This window comes from Streptomyces megasporus (assembly GCF_000718985.1).
GTDB classification, from domain to species: domain Bacteria; phylum Actinomycetota; class Actinomycetes; order Streptomycetales; family Streptomycetaceae; genus Streptomyces; species Streptomyces megasporus.
The window spans coordinates 1-15,652 of the sequence record NZ_JODL01000036.1 but is presented as its reverse complement, the minus strand read 5'-3'; the positions used below and the strand labels follow the sequence as shown (position 1 = coordinate 15,652).

At 67.9% G+C, this 15,652-nt stretch carries 16 protein-coding genes; 11 read left to right on the top strand and 5 right to left on the bottom strand.

Annotated features, from left to right (window positions below; genetic code table 11):
- Nucleotides 1–119: 119 nt before the first annotated feature.
- The 4 genes from IF47_RS0123860 to IF47_RS0123845 all read left to right on the top strand — a co-directional run bounded on the left by IF47_RS0123860 (nucleotide 120) and on the right by IF47_RS0123845 (nucleotide 3,758).
- Entirely contained in the window at nucleotides 120–869 is a 750-nt protein-coding gene (locus tag IF47_RS0123860; RefSeq protein ID WP_031511042.1) for a GntR family transcriptional regulator, read from the top strand.
- A 209-nt stretch (nucleotides 870–1,078) separates the two neighbouring features.
- Nucleotides 1,079–2,245: a hypothetical protein gene (locus tag IF47_RS0123855; protein WP_031511041.1), complete on the top strand. Its 1,167-nt coding sequence runs from the start codon at nucleotides 1,079–1,081 to the stop codon at nucleotides 2,243–2,245.
- A gap of 23 nt (nucleotides 2,246–2,268) precedes the next feature.
- Entirely contained in the window at nucleotides 2,269–2,832 is a 564-nt protein-coding gene (locus IF47_RS0123850) for a cysteine hydrolase family protein (RefSeq protein ID WP_031511040.1), read from the top strand.
- Nucleotides 2,829–3,758, top strand: a complete 930-nt coding sequence (locus IF47_RS0123845) for an NAD(P)/FAD-dependent oxidoreductase (RefSeq protein WP_031511039.1) — start codon at nucleotides 2,829–2,831, stop codon at nucleotides 3,756–3,758. Before IF47_RS0123850 ends, IF47_RS0123845 begins: the two co-directional genes overlap by 4 nt.
- 41 nt (nucleotides 3,759–3,799) lie before the next feature.
- Here the strand turns inward: IF47_RS0123845 and IF47_RS0123840 are convergent, their stop codons facing one another.
- Nucleotides 3,800–4,309, bottom strand: a complete 510-nt coding sequence (locus IF47_RS0123840; RefSeq protein ID WP_157840037.1) for a hypothetical protein — start codon at nucleotides 4,307–4,309, stop codon at nucleotides 3,800–3,802.
- 1,671 nt (nucleotides 4,310–5,980) lie between these two features.
- On the opposite strand from IF47_RS0123840, the gene IF47_RS31710 reads away from it, so the two are divergent.
- The 5 genes from IF47_RS31710 to IF47_RS0123815 all read left to right on the top strand — a co-directional run bounded on the left by IF47_RS31710 (nucleotide 5,981) and on the right by IF47_RS0123815 (nucleotide 9,164).
- Nucleotides 5,981–6,784, top strand: a complete 804-nt coding sequence (locus IF47_RS31710) for a hypothetical protein (RefSeq protein WP_245641215.1) — start codon at nucleotides 5,981–5,983, stop codon at nucleotides 6,782–6,784.
- 9 nt (nucleotides 6,785–6,793) lie between these two features.
- The gene (locus IF47_RS0123830; RefSeq protein WP_031511036.1) at nucleotides 6,794–7,645 is read left to right on the top strand and encodes a DciA family protein; all 852 of its coding nucleotides are present in this window, start codon (nucleotides 6,794–6,796) and stop codon (nucleotides 7,643–7,645) included.
- A gap of 49 nt (nucleotides 7,646–7,694) precedes the next feature.
- On the top strand, nucleotides 7,695–8,249 hold the full coding sequence (gene tpg, locus IF47_RS0123825) for a telomere-protecting terminal protein Tpg (protein WP_031511035.1): 555 nt from the start codon (nucleotides 7,695–7,697) through the stop codon (nucleotides 8,247–8,249).
- 292 nt (nucleotides 8,250–8,541) lie between these two features.
- Entirely contained in the window at nucleotides 8,542–8,790 is a 249-nt protein-coding gene (locus IF47_RS0123820; RefSeq protein WP_031511034.1) for a hypothetical protein, read from the top strand.
- Entirely contained in the window at nucleotides 8,787–9,164 is a 378-nt protein-coding gene (locus IF47_RS0123815) for a hypothetical protein (protein ID WP_031511033.1), read from the top strand. Before IF47_RS0123820 ends, IF47_RS0123815 begins: the two co-directional genes overlap by 4 nt.
- 226 nt (nucleotides 9,165–9,390) lie before the next feature.
- Here IF47_RS0123815 and IF47_RS0123810 read toward each other — a convergent pair whose 3' ends face one another.
- Nucleotides 9,391–9,867, bottom strand: coding sequence for a helix-turn-helix domain-containing protein (locus IF47_RS0123810; protein WP_031511031.1), 477 nt, complete (start codon nucleotides 9,865–9,867; stop codon nucleotides 9,391–9,393).
- The gene (locus IF47_RS0123805) at nucleotides 9,864–10,529 is read right to left on the bottom strand and encodes a hypothetical protein (protein ID WP_157840036.1); all 666 of its coding nucleotides are present in this window, start codon (nucleotides 10,527–10,529) and stop codon (nucleotides 9,864–9,866) included. The genes IF47_RS0123810 and IF47_RS0123805 overlap by 4 nt, the downstream gene beginning before the upstream one ends.
- An 875-nt stretch (nucleotides 10,530–11,404) precedes the next feature.
- On the opposite strand from IF47_RS0123805, the gene IF47_RS0123800 reads away from it, so the two are divergent.
- Nucleotides 11,405–12,700, top strand: coding sequence for a hypothetical protein (locus IF47_RS0123800; protein ID WP_031511029.1), 1,296 nt, complete (start codon nucleotides 11,405–11,407; stop codon nucleotides 12,698–12,700).
- A gap of 148 nt (nucleotides 12,701–12,848) precedes the next feature.
- Here IF47_RS0123800 and IF47_RS29755 read toward each other — a convergent pair whose 3' ends face one another.
- Both IF47_RS29755 and IF47_RS0123785 read right to left on the bottom strand, forming a co-directional pair.
- The gene (locus tag IF47_RS29755) at nucleotides 12,849–14,111 is read right to left on the bottom strand and encodes a ParB/RepB/Spo0J family partition protein (RefSeq protein WP_078592070.1); all 1,263 of its coding nucleotides are present in this window, start codon (nucleotides 14,109–14,111) and stop codon (nucleotides 12,849–12,851) included.
- On the bottom strand, nucleotides 14,108–15,262 hold the full coding sequence (locus tag IF47_RS0123785; RefSeq protein ID WP_031511027.1) for a ParA family protein: 1,155 nt from the start codon (nucleotides 15,260–15,262) through the stop codon (nucleotides 14,108–14,110). The genes IF47_RS29755 and IF47_RS0123785 overlap by 4 nt, the downstream gene beginning before the upstream one ends.
- A 258-nt stretch (nucleotides 15,263–15,520) precedes the next feature.
- Between IF47_RS0123785 and IF47_RS31705 the strand changes: the two genes are divergently transcribed.
- A partial coding sequence (locus tag IF47_RS31705; protein WP_157840035.1) for a DUF2637 domain-containing protein occupies nucleotides 15,521–15,652 on the top strand: 132 nt, incomplete at its 3' end.

The window sequence follows — 15,652 nt, the reverse complement described above, 5'->3', positions numbered from 1 at the left end:
AGCAAGCCTCTATAAAGAAGTCAAGAGATCTATATAGAGGTAGAGGCATGGCGGCCTGCCGTATGACTTCGGAGCACCGCTCCCCGTACCATCTCCTCTATAGAGAGATAGGGAGATGCATGAGCCGCGAGCGGGAACCTGTGCAGCACAAGTACGTGCGCATCGCCAACGACCTCCGGGCGCTCATCGAGCGCGAGTACGCCCCCGGTCAACGCCTGCCTGGTGAGAACGAGCTGGCGGAGAGGTTCGGCGTGGCCACACTGACCGTCCGGCAGGCGATCGCGCGACTGCGCGGTGAGGGGTTGGTCGAGTCCCGCAAGGGTTCGGGTGTCTACGTGCAGGCGTTCCGGCCGATCAGGCGCCGCGGCGTTCCGCGCCTGGCTCGTCAGCAATGGGGGGAAGGTAAGTCCATCTGGGACGCCGATGAGGACCGTCCTCTGGACGTCGACCAGATCTCGGTCATCGAGGCCACGCCTTCCGAGGAGATCCGGAAGGTGCTTGGTCTCGCGACTGGTGAGACTGTCTGTGTACGAAGCCGGCGCTACAGCGTAGAAGGCCGGCCGGTCATGCTTGCTGCCTCGTATCTGCCTCAGGCTCTCGTTGCTGGCTCGGCGATCGCACAGCCCGATACCGGGCCTGGCGGGATCTACGCGCGGTTGGCCGACCTTGGGCACGCTCCGGTGCGCTTCCGCGAGGAGGTACGCGCGCGCATGCCAAGCGCCGGAGAAGCTGCTCGGCTGTCGATTCCAGCCGACCGGTTCGTCCTCAAGGTCATCCGCACCGCTTTCGCTGCTGACGGTCCTGTTGAGGTCAACGAAATGACGATGGACAGCGCCGCTTACGTCTTGGAGTACAGCTTTAATGCTTGACGGCACAGGTACCTGCGCACGAGCGGTACGTGGGAATGTGCCAGGGCTTGGCATGGGGATTCACCGACCAGATGCTGGGCTGCTGCTTCAACGTCAACCAGCATCTGTGGACGGCCTGTTGTACGAGATGCCCTTGTGCGGCAGTGGTGTGGCAACACCGTGGCAATAGGCGTCCGTACGTCTGGCTGTAAACCCCGAGGAGGTGTGTAGTGATCACCGTGGAGCAGTGGACAGGCCAGGAGGCGCGGCTGCTGCAGTCGGTGATGCGCCAGTCGGTGCGCGACTTCGCCCAGCGCCTCGGCATCAGCCCCCGGACGGTCTCGAACTGGGGAAAGAACCCGGCTGGAGTGTGCCGTCCGGGGATGGCGCAGATCCTCGATGCGGCGCTTGCCCAATGCTCCCCGGAACAACAGGAGGCCTTCCGGGTCCGGCTGGCGGCTCTGCGAGGCGAACCGGTCACCGCGACCACTGCGACTGCGCGGCCAGCGCCCTGCTCGGTGATCTCTCACAAGTTTCTGCCGGTCTATATGGGCGAGGACCTCAAGCCTCTGTACCTGAAGGGGGTGCCCCAGCAACCGGGCCCGGGTGGCTTGGAGCAGCGTGTCCTGCCCGGCGGGCACCCCTCAGCCCACGCATCGAGGCTGCACCTTTACGCCTGCGGAGTCGCCATGGTTCACCTGGAGGAGCACCGGCGCGTGGACTCGATCACCGACTTGGCGGTGTGGCGCTACCGCTCCTACGCAAGAGACCGGGCATGGGCGGGTCGGCAGCTGGTGCGCCTCCTGGACGAGCACACTCCCGGCTCGAGCTCCGCCCGCTCCTCGCTGGTCCCGGAATATGTGCTATCCGCATACGAACTCCGCGAACACTCCTGGACCAGGGAAGGGCTGACGACAGCCCTGCAGTTGCTGACCACGCCGTCGGTGCTCGTGGACCGGCAAGACCCCCGTAATGTGGCACCGCTCGCCCCCGGGGTGGAGGACGCCAAGTTCCGCGACGGCTGGGCTCATTCGGAGACGGTGGAGTTCGGCGGCGGCGTCTCGCGCGGGGTGGCTGGCTGGTCGGGTGTGACCTACCACCCGCAGCCGGGTGAGCGCGCGCTGACGATGAGCGAGATCGTTGCCCTGGAGCTCGACGCGCAGGCGTTGTGGGCTCTGTCATCGCACATCCTGCGCATGATCGAAGAGGGGCAGGATCCGGTGATGCCGAAGGAGTACGGGTGGCGCTACCTGCGCAGTGCGTACGTCCGGCTCACGACCGCTCGCCCGACCGAGACCGCTCAGCACCGCATGATGCGCGAGGCGATCCTGGCGACCAGCGAACTTCCTGATCGACTGCGTGCCGCCCAGGAAGCCCTTCGAGACAGCAATCCGTGACAGCTATGAGGAAGGCGGCCTGGGTGGATCCTCGTACAACGGCCCTGATTGTCGTTGACGTGCAGCATGGCTTCATCAACCGGCACAGCCAGGGCGTGGTCCCGGCGATCGTACGACTACTGGAAGGCTGGCGGGCGGCCGACGCTCCTGTCGTGCTCACCCGGTTCCACAACCCGCCCGGCTCGCCGTACGAGACGATCACCGGATGGACGAAGCTGCGCTCGGAGCAGGAGCAGGCCCTGGTCGACGACCTCGTTCCGTTCATCGGCACGGCGGCCGCGGTCCTCGACAAGGCCCAAGCGTCCGTCTTCACTCCCGAAGGCGCGCAACTGCTGCGTGACTCAGGCTGGACCGATCTCGCACTGTGCGGCATCGACACCGACGCGTGCGTGTACGACTCCGCGACCGATGCCTACCAGGCCGGTTATCGGCCGTGGATCGTGGTCGACGCGTGTGCCTCTACCGGCGGCCGCCAGTACCACGATGCCGCGCTGCTGCTGGCCGCCCGGAACATCGGCGCGGGCCAGCTCGTCACCAGCGACACCATCCTGGCCCAAATCGGCGGATCTCAGGGAGCCCATACATGACCTCCTTCGCCTGCGACGCGGACATACTGATCGTCGGTGCTGGTCCAGCGGGAGTGGCGGCCGCACTGATGGCAACCAGCCTCCGGCTGCGCACCGTGGTGGTCGAGGCGAAACAGGTCGGCGGCAAGCTGCACACCGTCAGCACCGTAGAGAACGTGCCGGGAGGCTGGTCGACGGGCCCGCAGTTGGCGCAGGCCCTCGCCGCGGACCTGGAGCGCCTCGAGGAAGACCACCGGTGCACCCTGCTGCGAACTCACGCCGTGGCGGTGAGCGGTCACGAGGACCACGCCGAACTCACATTGGACGATCGACGGACACTCACCGCGCAGGCGATCGTGGTGGCCACCGGCGTGGCCACGCTGACGCCCGCCGACGCCAGCTGGGTCACCGCACCGGACGGCTTCGCTTCGCCGCCTCTGTGGCGCACCAGTCCGGACACCCTCACGGACCGCACATATGTGCTCGGAGCAGACCGCCCGCTGGGGACCTGGCTACGCGCCTACCCGAAGGCACCAAACACCTTGCACGTACTCCACCCGCCGTCGGATGACTACAAGACCGATGAAGTCAGGGACGACGAGCGCATCCGACTCGTACCTGTCTCCCACGTCACGATCACCAAGCCCACTTACGGCGAAGGCTGGGTGGTGGAAGTCGACAGCCGGGACGGGCAGCGCACGGCATACGCCGCGACTGCGGTGTTGAACAATCTTGGAGCCAAGCCCGCCGCCCTGGAAGGCCTTCTTCAAGAAGAAGACGGCTACTGCCCAACCGACCGGCAACACGAGCGCATCCGAGTCGCCGGCGACCTGCGGTCGGCGCGGTACCAACGCATTGCCACTGCTCAGGGGTCGGGCGCCGAAGCCGTCCTCGCCTGCTACTACGCCACCATGCTTCAACCGTCAGGCAGGGGTGCGGCTCGTTGACTGAACAACGGCTTCCAACGCAGCACAGCCAAGGCCTGCCGTTAGCCAGCCGCCCGCTGGCCGACACCGCTCGGCCTAAAGGGCTGATCGAGATGAGGAACGGCACGCACCGGGCGGAGGGCGTCGAGCGCTGCCTGAAGGGTGGGGGCGTTAGGGGACCACGTCTTGGGGACGGTCAGCCGCAGCCGCTGGTACGGCTCGCGCCCCATCCGGTGTGGTTTGCAGTCCAGGAGGGGGACCAGGCCGTGCTCCATGGTGTGGAGCAGCACAGGCTTGCCCGAGGGCACCACGGAGATGAGCTCCCGGCGGGCAATGGGGCCGAGCTGGACGGTGCGGACCTTGCTGGATCTGGGACGCATGCCGGTGACGATGAGTCCGTCAATGTCCTCGGCCAGCCGTGGCCACTCTGTGGCGTAGTCGGCGTGGGCGAGCGCGGTCTCGTAGGTCAGCAATTCGGCACCGTCGGGCAGGGACTGTCGGACGGTGTCGAGGCGGCGTTCCCAATTGGGGCGTGTCCGGTACTCCGGGGGCGCACTGAAGTAGACGCGCACAGGCTCACCGGGGCGGCGCCCGACCGCGATTTTCCGCATCGCCGTGACGTATCCACGCCGTTGTGCAGGCAGGGCATAGCTGTCGACCGAAGGGGTGGCGGTGGCGGCATGCATGCCGCTCATCATGCCCCGCGCCATGATGCGGAGGCAGCAGCGGTCCCGGCTATCGGTGGAATTGACGAGGCATCAGGTCTCCTGCGGCCTGCGGCGACACGTCCTCCCTGTGGGCGGACGCACATGGCGCAAGGGGGTATGGTGTCTTGGTACAAGATCTATATAGACGTTATTGGACCCCGCGAGGTGGCTCTCCGGGGTCACGGCCGACGACCGGTAAGGGGTCTCGACGTGGTTCAGGGTACCCGTACCCTCCGACAGGCATTCGCAGTGCCTGCTGTCGCAGCGGTGCTCGACGCGCCACTCCAGCATGTGCTCCTGTCGTCGGCCGCCTCCGAAACTCCCCGCCTCGTTGTTGCGCTTCGCGCGTTGCCGCCGAGGCGGGGTTCTGCGTGCCGACATTCCGTGGACGCATCTCTCCCTCGGGAGGTGAGGTCGAGATGACGTAGGTCTGTGGGGCGGCGCCCGCGTGACGCGGGACTTCTAGCCGCCCGGGCCGCTGGTCGACTTGGTGATGCCACTCGCCTAGTTCCAGCGCCCATCTGCTCTCCGCTCGGCCTGCCACAGCTTCGCGGAGGGTCTGACCGACCCGGTGCCACCCGGCCTCGATCAGATCAATGTTCAGGTTCTCCCCAGAACCACGCCCCATCGAAGCGGGGCTTTGTCATGCCTGCATATGCAGAAACAGACAGGAGTCATTGTGCACGACGTTTCGTGCGCCTGCCAGCGTCGCCATACCCAGATGTGTACCCCTGGGCTGAAGATTAGCGCTTTTCGACCTTTTTGCACCTTTGCTTGTTCGGTTCTTCCCCGGCTCTCTGTGCCTGGTGGTCCCCAGGGCCGGTGGTCCCGATGACCGCCGTGCAGGACGCCGCGATGGCCCCCTCACCCCTGACGGCAGCCGATACTCCTCCCACACTTCGGCTGCCGGAGGCACAGCAGTGGGTCTCGACCACGTCAGGGCGGGTAGCGCCGGACGGCTACAGCTGGATGCAGGCGGTGCACTGGGTGGTTGGGTCCGGGCTGTACCGGCCTCGGCGAACGCACGGACCGCGGTCGATGGGCCGCACGACGCTGCGGATCGCGCAGCTGCTCGCGGAGCTCAGCCCATGCCGCCCGGGGCTCTCATACCTGATGCGCCGCACCGGCCTGTCGGAGCGGACCACGGAGTACCACCTGGAGATGCTGCGGGAGGCTGGCCTGCTGGCCTACGTCTCCCGCGGCACGCGGGTGTCCGGGGTGGGCGGGCAGGCATCGGAGTTCGCCCTGGTGATCCCGACGGCGTTTGACCAGGCATTGGGGATCCGCACCGTCGGCGAGGGGTCTGGGCGGCGGCCGACGGGGATCGCCGAGTCGGGCCGTGAACTGATGGGCCGGCTCGCAGCGCGAGCGGCCCGCAAGGTCCGCGCCCCACGGAAGAAGACCCGCAAGCCCGCCGGAAAGCCCGCTGGTGAGGACACTGCCCGGACCGATTCGCAGGCCTCCGTAGAACCCCGCCGGGAGGGTGCATCCGAGGCCGCTGTGACGACCGGGACGGCTGTGGCACGTTGCACCCCAATGGGGGGTGGTACCTGCACTACTCCGGCTGCGGGTGATCTCCCCTCCCCCTCTGAGACGAGCAAGCTCGCAAGCGGGGTCAGCAAGTCCCCCACCCCGAAGAAGCCCAAGAGCAAGGCCAGCGGCTGCCGGAAGCTGAACGCGGTCGGCCGCCGTTTCCAGTTGGCCCGCGAGCTGACCGAGCACATCGACTGGCTGCGCGGCTGCTCGGTGCCGCGGATCGCCTGGGTCGCCCGGCACGTCGCCGATGCCGGATGGACGGTCACCGAGGTGAGGGCCTGGCTGCATTGCCGGGGCGAGACCGCCCGGGTCCGCCGGGGCTCGGGACTGCTGGCAGTGCTGTTGCGCAACGCCACCACGATCCTGGACACCCCCGAGAAGCGAGCCGCCGCGGTAGAGGACTGGCGCGCGGCCCAAGAGGCCGTCCGCCGTGAGCGCATCCTGCAGGTCCGTGCCCGCCACGAGCGGTTCGAGGGCAACTGGCAGACCCCCACCAGCCGCGCGGTGCAGAAGCGGGTCGAAGCGGCGTTCGCCGAAGCGTTCGACCTGAAGCCGGTCGACGAGCCGGGTGAGGCACTGCCCGAGCTGGCCGGGCCGCAGGACCTGACCGTCGAGGAGCTCCAGGAGATGCGGGCCGCGGCCTGGGGCGAGCTCATGGCCGGCGAGACCACCCTCGTCACCTCCGCGGTCGAGATGCTCGGACGGCCTGCCGCGGAGCACCTCTACGGACCCGACCTGGTGCGGCGCGCACGGCAACTGGCCGCCGGCGCCCGCAGCTCGCTGATGGCCATCGGACGCCGGTAGGAGACCGCGATGACAGAGACGACCACCATCAGCCCGCAGCCGGCCGGCCCCGCCGGCCAGGGGCCGTCCGGCCTGGACCTGGCCCGCGTCGCGCTGCACGCCGCGCGGAAGGCGGCCAAGCAGCGCGGCGCCACCGGCCCGACCCGCACCCCTCGCCGCCGCACCCGGACGGTGCGGCCAGACGGACGAGACCCCGCCGGACTCGCGGCCGTGCTGCAACAGCTCCTGACCGAGCGTGCCTGGGAGGTCCCGGCCGCCGGCGGAACCGTGCTGGACCGGTGGCCCGCCATCGCGGCCGCGGTCGCCCCCCGCCTGGCCGACCACCTCCAGGCCGTGGGTTTCCACGCGGAGTCCGGGCGGTTGGACCTGCGCCCCACCTCACCCGCCTACGCGACCCAGGCCCGGCTGATAACCGACAAGCTGATCGCGGCCGCCAACCAGGTCGCCGGCGCCGGCACCGTCAAAACGATCCGGGTCCTGCCGCCCGGTGCCGTAACCTCCGGCACCGGCCCGGCCACCGCCGACCCAGGCCGGGTGGAGGCCTCGACCACCCCCGTGGACGAGGCACCAGTGCACACCCGCCAGACCGCGTCGCCCGGCTACCAGCAGGCTCTGGCCGCGTACCGGGCCGCCAAACAGCCGCGCACGGTCGATCCGGAGATCCAGGCCGCGGCCGCCGCGCAGGACGCCAGCCCTCGGATGCGCGAGCCCGAGCGCTTGTTCCACGAGGCACGGGACGTCCAGGCCGAGCAGCGCGCGACCTCCGTCGACGCCAGCCGGGCCCGCGCCCTGCGGCGTCTAGCCGCCGAACGCGTCGGACTCGACACCAGCGTCCCGCGGCAGTTGAGCCGACCCGAGTGACCGGCCGGCCTGTCCGACCACCACACTGACACCGAGAAAGGAGCTGTTGATGGGCATCATCGGTGACGGCCTGGAGAAGGCTGCGGCGAGGACCGCCACCCGGCCGATCCCGAAGTCGGCCGGGGCGCAGATGCGGTTCCTGGTCAAGCAATTCAAAGGGACGAAGGCCGTGGCCCAGCTGCTGGGCGTCTCCCAGCGCACCGTCGAGCGGTACGTGAAGGGCCAGATCAAGAAACCACGCCCCGAGCTCGCCGCCAAGCTCGCCGGGGAAGTTCAGCAGCGATGGCAACCCAGGGTGCGGGCGCGGGCGATGAAGCAGGCCGCCACTACCGGCGGCATCACCGTTGAGACCCGCGCCCGGTTCGGGTTCACCGCCGCCCCGGGCTCCACCGACGACAGCCGGATGCGCCGAATCACCCAGCATCTGCCCCCCGTCTACGCCCAGCGCCTGTTCGACGCCCACGCCGCCGGGGCTGCCGACACCCAGCTGCGGGACATCGTCGCCGAGGGTCTGCAGGAGCAGTACTTCCGTGACGGCGGTCGCCGCGCCCCGGGGCTGGTGGTGGAGTTTACCGACATCGACTACGTCGAGCTGGACTTCTAACCGGGCAGGGACCGGCCCCATGGTCCCCGCTCTCAGGGCTGTCTTGCTGGTGCCGGAGGTGGGGGAAGACCGCGCTGGCTACCAGCGGCGTCCCTGCCTCGATGTGGAAATGCCATTCGGGGATCTCCACCAGTGGGAATTTCGCTACGGTGACATCACACATCAACAGAAAAGGGCGCCCGGACCACCGGCCCGGGCGCCTCGGTATCACCACAACCGCCCAGGCGCGGCCCGACCTCGCACGTCTCCCCGCGCCCAGGTCCGTTGTTCTCCCAGCCGCCAGGAGACCACCATGAGCGATCAGAACCCGGACACCAACGGTCACGAGCTGCGCGTCAACGTCCCGGAAGACGTCTACGAGCAGCTACAGGTGCTCGCCGCCAACCAGCAGATGCCCGCCGAGGAGTACGCCGCGCGCATGCTCACCGACGACGTGACCCGGGCCCGGTTCGTCGAGGGCGCCCGGGACTTCATCGTCGAGCACGCCGCCGAGTTCGCCGACCGTTTCGGTCCGCACACCACCAAGGGCAACGCCGCATGATCCTGGCCGTCGACCTCGCCTGGCTCTTGGCCGTCGCGCAACAGGAACTGCCCGGCGACCCGGACATCGTCGACTACGGCGCGCTGGAGGCCGCGCGCGCCCGGCACTGCGCGACAGTGATGGGCACCCCTGTCTACACCGAGCCCCACCACCGCGCCGCAGCCCTTTTGCAGTCCCTGGTCCGACTACCGGCCTTGGAACATTCCAATGAGCTGTACGCCGCCGCCGTGGCGGCCGCGTTCCTACACGCCGGCGGCCGTCCCGTGAAGGTTCCCCCTGGCCACGCTACCGACTTGGTCGCCCAGGTCGGTAGCGGCCGGCTTGACGTCCGCGCCATCGCCAAGGCCCTGAAGGCCTGGACTCCCGACAGCTGAGGCACCACGCCACCCCACCTGCCGGCCTCACCGACAGCCTGCGGCCTTCTTGGGGAAGACACCCCCAGATTTCCCGGTGTGGACTGAGCCGTCGCTCTGGATTGCGGTGGATCACGTAAGCGGCCAGCGCTCCGGCAGGAAGCGGACTGAGCGGCTCCGACCCGGAGACGAGCGCGGTGCCGCACCCTGCCCCCAGGGTGCGGCACCGCGCTCGTCTCCGAGTAGGTCAGCGTTTGCGGCGGGCAGCGAGGTCGATGGGAGGCTCCACCGGCCTCTGCCGCTGGGCGGCCTTCTGCTGCTTGTCCCTCTCGTGCTGGGCGATCTGCTCCTCGTACCGCTCCTGGAAGTCGGGGTGGTCGAAACGATCGTCGTCGTCCATCCCCGCGATGGCTTGGAGCTGCTCGGCGGGGGTGCGGAACCCGGCGATGAGCGGGCTGAGCCGGTAGGCCCCGTTGCCCTCCTTCCACACCATCCGGGCGAAAGCCAAGTGTTGCAGGGCCCGGGTCACCTTGGAGCGGGTGATGCCGAGCTCCTCGGCAATGGTGCCGTGTGTGACCAGGCAGCGGCCGCCGGGCTCCTGGCGGCCCAGCAGGTGCAGCAGCACCGGGTAGGCGGCCGGCGGCATCCCGCGCGGGGTGAAGACCAGGGCGTTGTTGGCCGTCCAGACGTAATCGGGGGCCAGCTGCTCCACGGCGATCGTCATGACGTCCCATCCTTCGTCTCACGCGCCCGGCGGGTCTGGGCGCGGGCCTTGTCCTCCCGGAGCGGCTTCTTCGCCGGGTCGGGTAGCTTCCGCAGTTCCCGGAACACCTCGGGCAGTTCAAGATTGTCCGCGATGGCGTCCAAGAGCGATAGCTGGTCGACCTTCAGTGTGCCCTGTGCTCGCATACCCGGTCGCGGCTCGACCGGCACCCGGCCGCCCTTGAGCGACAACCGCGGGTGCAACTGGTAGATCCCGGGCTTGATGCGGGCCACCAGTCCGATGCGGCCGGCCTCCTTCAGCGAGCGGGAGATCTGCGACTGCCGCACGCGCAGCAGCTCGGCCAGTCGGACCTGGGTGGCGTGGACGGTCCCGCCGGGCTTCTGCATCCCCATCATGCGGATGATCAGTCGCAGGGAGACGATGTCGTCCCGGTAGTAGTCCGCCAGCCAGCACAGGAAGGCCTGGCTGTCCATCACGAAGTCGCCGTCGAGGAACCCGTCGCTGGTGACCGGCGGCTCGACTGCGGCCCGGTACCCGTCGGGGAGGTTGACCACGTTCGCTCGCCGCAGGGCACCGGGCTGCCGGAACGCACTGGGTGGGGGAGGCGGCAGCGCAGACGGCGCGGGGCGTCGTCGCGGCTGCTTGCGGGGTTGTGCAGTCATCGCGGGGGTGGGCTCCTCACACCTTGATCGAACCCGGCAGCGGCAGCATACGCGATTGTCCCCCAGGTGCACTTTCATGTCCCCCTGGTGCACATTCCGCGTGTCGTTATCACCCCCGGGTGATAAACCAAACCCCTCTTGCATCGCGCTGATCATCCATGTACGGGGGTCTGAATGTCCCTCAGGTGCACAATCGCCGCGTCGATCGAAGCCGTTCCCGCCCACAAAATGTCCCCCCAGTGCACAAAAGCGCTGGGTTCTATAACCCCCGGGTGATAACCGCAGCCCCTCTTTATCACCCCCGGGTGATACTCCCGCTCCCCAACCAGGCTCCTGACCTGCGAAGATGCCGGCCTCTCAATCCTCTAGAGCGTGCGCGCGTGATACACCAAGCCGCTCGCCGTGGCAACCCCCACGCATGACAGCTCTCGTCCTCCGGCACCGGGCCACACCCTCAGCGCAATCCGAGCAGGTCAGTGGCGTGCGCCGCTTCGCGTGCGGCTCCGCGAAGCAACTGCGGACCGTAGGCAGCACCAGCGGTGCTGAGTCTCGGGTGGTGTCGACCGTGACGAACAAATCGGATGGAGGGGTTGATGCCGGTGGTGGGTTCCGCTGCACGGCCTGGCGGCCGCGCAGCTGCGGTGGCCTCCGCACGCCGTCGCTCACCTGGCCCACCTCTGGGGTTCCGTTCGTCGGCTGAGCCGCATGTGGGGCCCATGAAGGCCCGGCTGTAGAAGCAAACAGCAGCAGCCGGTCCAGGGAAGTGGTACATCCTCGGTCGCACTGTGAACCGAGTGCCCGAAGTTTTGGAAACCGCTGGGTGGAGCCACCCACGATCAGGCATCCTGATCCGTTGCCCAGCGAAAGGTGCCACGGTGAAGATCAAGTCTCTGGAAGAACTGTGCGCGGCCGATGAACTCACCCTGGCGTTCAATCCCTTCGGCTTCGGAGGGCGGCTCACCCCCGAGAGCGCTGCGGAGTTCCAGCAGGAGCAGATCGCCGACTGCGACCTGGCACCGCAGGTCGCGGACGGCACACGGCGGCGCTTTGACCGGCTGCGCGGCGCCTACGCCCTGGGCGTCCTGGACTACTACCAGTACACCCTCGTCGACGGCCACGCGATGCTGATGCTCGAGCGGGCTCTACGAGACCGCTTCATGGAGTACTGCGCCGGCACCCTCACCTTCGTCAACCGTGACGGTGTCACCCGCACCGTCACCGTCGACACCTACGACGACGTCTTGGCGATCGCCAAGACAGCGACCAACCGAAGAGAAAAGCTCCAAGTCGACTCCTGCGGAGCCGTGGCATTCAACGGCATGCTGGCCAGCCTGCTCGCCTGGGCGCGCCGGGCGGGACTGCTGCACGGCCAGCGCAACCGCCGCCTCGAGCAGACCCTGGCCCGTATGCGCAACGAGATCGCGCACGGCAACAGTTCCACCACCAGCCCGGTGGAAGCCGCACGAACCCTCCACGACCTCGCTGAGATCATCAACCGGCTCTGGGGGATACCCACGCCCGGCGGGCGCCTGTACCCCACGCCGATACCCCGCGACGTGATCGCCGTCAGCTGGCACCCCAGCGGTCGCATCAGCATCACCCGCGCCGACAACCTCCACACCGGCCCCAGCGGGAACGACGACGGCGAATACCTCCTACTGCGCGCCGTCCACCAGATCGGTCGGCACGAGGACCGGTACCTGTTCGAGTTCGACGCCCGCTTCGAGACCACGCTGTACCCGGCTGACCTGCTGTGGGGACCGGGCAGCCGTCAGCAGGCCGCCGCGTGGCTGGAAGAACACCAGCCGAGCAGCGACACCTGCGACCACCTCGACCGCGTCCTGCTGGTCCGCCACCACGACGGCCACACCTATCCTCCGATGCGCCCACAGGTGGCGGCCGGACTCGACCACAGCGAACGTGCCGGCACCTGGTACACACTCCGCGCCGACTACCCCACCGACGCCTTCGGCCACGCCCGCTCCCACGTCAGCCGCTCCCCAGGACACCAGGCGCGCGGAGACTGTGAAGCCTGCCACGCCCACACCCTCGTCATTGGTAACCACGCCCAGGCTCTGGAGGCAGCCGCTCGGGCTCTCGGACCCATCACCGCGACCACCCCGCCTCCGGTGCGGGTGCCCTTCTCTCTGCATTGGCCGCGCCGCCCCTGACGCTTGATTTCTCGACCAACGCGCTCGCCTTGAAAGAGGACACGTTTACGCCTTGTTGTTGTCCGCGGACAACAACAAGAGGGCTGGAAGCAGGCAGGCCCTGCCCCGGTAAGCCCGGGAGCAGGGCCTGCTGAGGACGAGCGTTGTTCTACGAGGCTATGGCATCGCTCGTCTTCACCCACGCCTGGAGTTCCCGCAGCAGTGCCGTCAGGACATCCTGAGACAGGTGCTGCCCCAGAGTGTCGGCCAGCACCCCCGCGTCGTGTTCGGTCGCTCGCATGAGCGTGCGGAGGGCGGCCGTGACGGCGTCGTTTTCCTCCTGCTCGGCTGGAGGTGCTGTGACAGTGGTACGCGTGCCTGCGTTCTCAGCGGTGTCGGGGTTCCGATTGGAGGTGTCGGTGTTGTCCGTGGACAACGCCGGCGTCGGGGCCGTGGCCGGTGGAGTGGATGTTGGGCTCGGCGCGGTGCGGGTCGAGGGAACGCGTGTCTGCTTTTTCTCGGCAGTCGTGTTGTCCGTGGACAACGTCGGGGCGAGGGCGCCTTGCTGGGAGACAGGGGATGGGGCCGGGGACGCTGTGTTGTCCGCGGACAACACAGCGGGTGGCGCGGCAGGGGGGAGGCCAGCCTGCTTGGCGGCCTGAAGAAGAGCCTTCTCCTGCTGACGCGCACGTGCCTCCGCTTCCTTGGTTTCTCGCAGGTAGGCCAGCAAGTCGGCCGCTCCCAGTTCGGGATGCTCCTTGCTGTACCGGGCGAGGAGGCGCCCGTCCCGTTCCGGCATCTCTCCAGAGCTCAGCATGGCCTGGATCTCTTCCGGCAGCCGCAGCAGCGCGAGCTGGTTGGTCACCCAGGAGCGGTCCTTGCCCAATCGCTGGGCCGCACGAGTTCGGGCTCCTGCCTCCGATTCTTCGCTGCATGCCGTGACCAGTTCCTGGACACCGCGGGCGCGTTCGATGACGTCGAAGTCCTCCCGGTCCAGGTTTTCCTTGAGCAGGTGGTCGATGAACTCTTCACGGGAGGGCGCCAGATCGTCGCGGATAACGAAGTCCAGTGCGTCCAGCCCGACATGAGCTGCACTGCGGTAGCGGCGTTCTCCGTTGACGAGGACGAACTTGGCTTCGCCGATCTGCTGTTCCTGCTCGGGCCACAGCTTGAGGTAGGCGTCCCGGGTGACGACGACACATGCGGCCAGTTGAGCGGCCCGCAGTTCTTCACCGAAGCGGGTCATTTCCTCGTCTGTGCCGAAGTTCCGCCGCGGGTTCAGGGGGGTGGGCGACACTTCGTCCAGCGGGATGCGTACCAGTTCGTAGGCCGGGACGTCTCCCTGGGCGACGGCTTTGGCCCGGCCGCGTGCGCTACGGCGGCCAGCGCTGTTGAAAGAACTTCCCTTACCCAGGCGGTCTGCGACGCTCATGCGGCGACCCTCCGGGCGATGGTGCGCATGGCCTCGGACTGCTCGCCGTTGGGGGCGTAGGACAGCAGCGGCTGCTTCAGGCGTACCGCTTCGCGCTGCTCCTTCAACTCGGGGATCACGGCGATGACCGGGGGGTCGCCGATCTCCTTCCAACTGTTCAGAGAGGACGTGGCGATGTAGCCCTTGCGGCTGTCGTACATGTTGACCACGAAACCGATCGAGTTGATGACGATGCCCAAGTCGTCGATGAGGTCCTGGATTTGGTTGTCGAGCATGTCGTAGGCGTCGGCGGAGGAGTCCTCGGCCAGCACCGGGATGCAGATGCCGGAGGTGCCCGGCTCTTCGCCTTCACGAGTGCGGCAGTAGTACAGGGCCGTGTCCATGGTGTAGCCGAGGCTGGGCGGGCAGTCGACGATGATGAAGTCGAATTCCTGCTCCAGCGGAGCCAGGGCCTTCTCCAGCGCGGTTTCCTTCACTCGCACGTGACGGCTAGTGGCTAGCTTCGCGTCCAGGAGGAAAGCGTCCCGGCATGCGGGCAGCATGAACAGTCGGCCGCCGAAGTTGGCGTCCTCTATCGGGACCAGCAGATCACGCAGGTCGCCCTTGGTCTCACCCAGCATGTGCTTGGCCAGGCTGGGGGCCTCGATGTCGAACAGGTCGTATCCAAGTTGCTTGGTCAGGTGGCCTTGGGGGTCGAAGTCGATCAGGCAGGTGCGGTAGCCCATCTCTGCCAGTGCCTGGGCGACTCCGGCCGAGGTGGACGTCTTCCCGACCCCTCCCTTCTGGTTACCGAAGATCACTCTCCGGACTCCGGTCGGGCGCGGAACGCGGCTGGGGGCCGGGTGGGCGTCCAGCCAAAGCCTTATCGACTGGGCCATGCCCTGGTTGTAGGCGACGCCGCGGGCGGTGCAGTCGGCCTTGAAGGTGGCGTACAGCCCCGCCGGGAGGTATGTGGCGAAGGGCTCTGCACCGGCGGTGTCCACTGCGGGAAGCGGCTCAGTCTGGGACCGCCAGGCGTGAATGCCTTCGGTTACGGCGTCCTTGATGTCCACACCGAGCTGGGCGGCGCGAACCTTGAGTTCCCGCCGCAATGCGGCAGGCAGCTTGGTAACCACCTTTTCCCGGTTCTCCGGGTCGTACTGGACAGTCATGCGGGTACCTTACTAACTGCCGCGTGGCCGGCCCAGCTTGCGGGCACGGACATTTCCCTCTCGCGGCATGGCCAGAGTTCGGTTGATACCCGACACAAGCCTGACGCCACCCACCCTGGTACCGAGGATGCGGAGACCTCCAGGCACGCGCCAAGATGCTCACGGCACATCAGTCGGCACGCGCTTGAGGATCCCGGCACCAGCGGGAGCCGAAGCTCGACCCAGGCGGGCGAAACGACACAGGAGAAGGACCACTTCGTGGGGCAGCGCCTGACCCGAGCCCATCGCACGCTCATCGGCGTGGTCGTGGCCGGGGCGATGGTGATCGCGGCGATCGGCTTCGCCGGATCGTACGCCGCCGTCCGCGACCTCGCCGAGCAGAAAGGTTTC

Excerpts from the sequence above, each read along its gene's own strand:
- IF47_RS0123860 (WP_031511042.1), top strand. The coding sequence starts at position 120 with ATGAGCCGCGAGCGGGAACCTGTGCAGCACAAGTACGTGCGCATCGCC.
- IF47_RS0123845 (WP_031511039.1), top strand. The coding sequence starts at position 2,829 with ATGACCTCCTTCGCCTGCGACGCGGACATACTGATCGTCGGTGCTGGT.
- IF47_RS31710 (WP_245641215.1), top strand. The coding sequence starts at position 5,981 with ATGGGGGGTGGTACCTGCACTACTCCGGCTGCGGGTGATCTCCCCTCC.
- IF47_RS0123830 (WP_031511036.1), top strand. The coding sequence starts at position 6,794 with ATGACAGAGACGACCACCATCAGCCCGCAGCCGGCCGGCCCCGCCGGC.
- tpg (WP_031511035.1), top strand. The coding sequence starts at position 7,695 with ATGGGCATCATCGGTGACGGCCTGGAGAAGGCTGCGGCGAGGACCGCC.
- IF47_RS0123820 (WP_031511034.1), top strand. The coding sequence starts at position 8,542 with ATGAGCGATCAGAACCCGGACACCAACGGTCACGAGCTGCGCGTCAAC.
- IF47_RS0123815 (WP_031511033.1), top strand. The coding sequence starts at position 8,787 with ATGATCCTGGCCGTCGACCTCGCCTGGCTCTTGGCCGTCGCGCAACAG.
- IF47_RS0123810 (WP_031511031.1), bottom strand. The coding sequence starts at position 9,867 with ATGACGATCGCCGTGGAGCAGCTGGCCCCCGATTACGTCTGGACGGCC.
- IF47_RS0123805 (WP_157840036.1), bottom strand. The coding sequence starts at position 10,529 with ATGACTGCACAACCCCGCAAGCAGCCGCGACGACGCCCCGCGCCGTCT.
- IF47_RS29755 (WP_078592070.1), bottom strand. The coding sequence starts at position 14,111 with ATGAGCGTCGCAGACCGCCTGGGTAAGGGAAGTTCTTTCAACAGCGCT.
- IF47_RS0123785 (WP_031511027.1), bottom strand. The coding sequence starts at position 15,262 with ATGACTGTCCAGTACGACCCGGAGAACCGGGAAAAGGTGGTTACCAAG.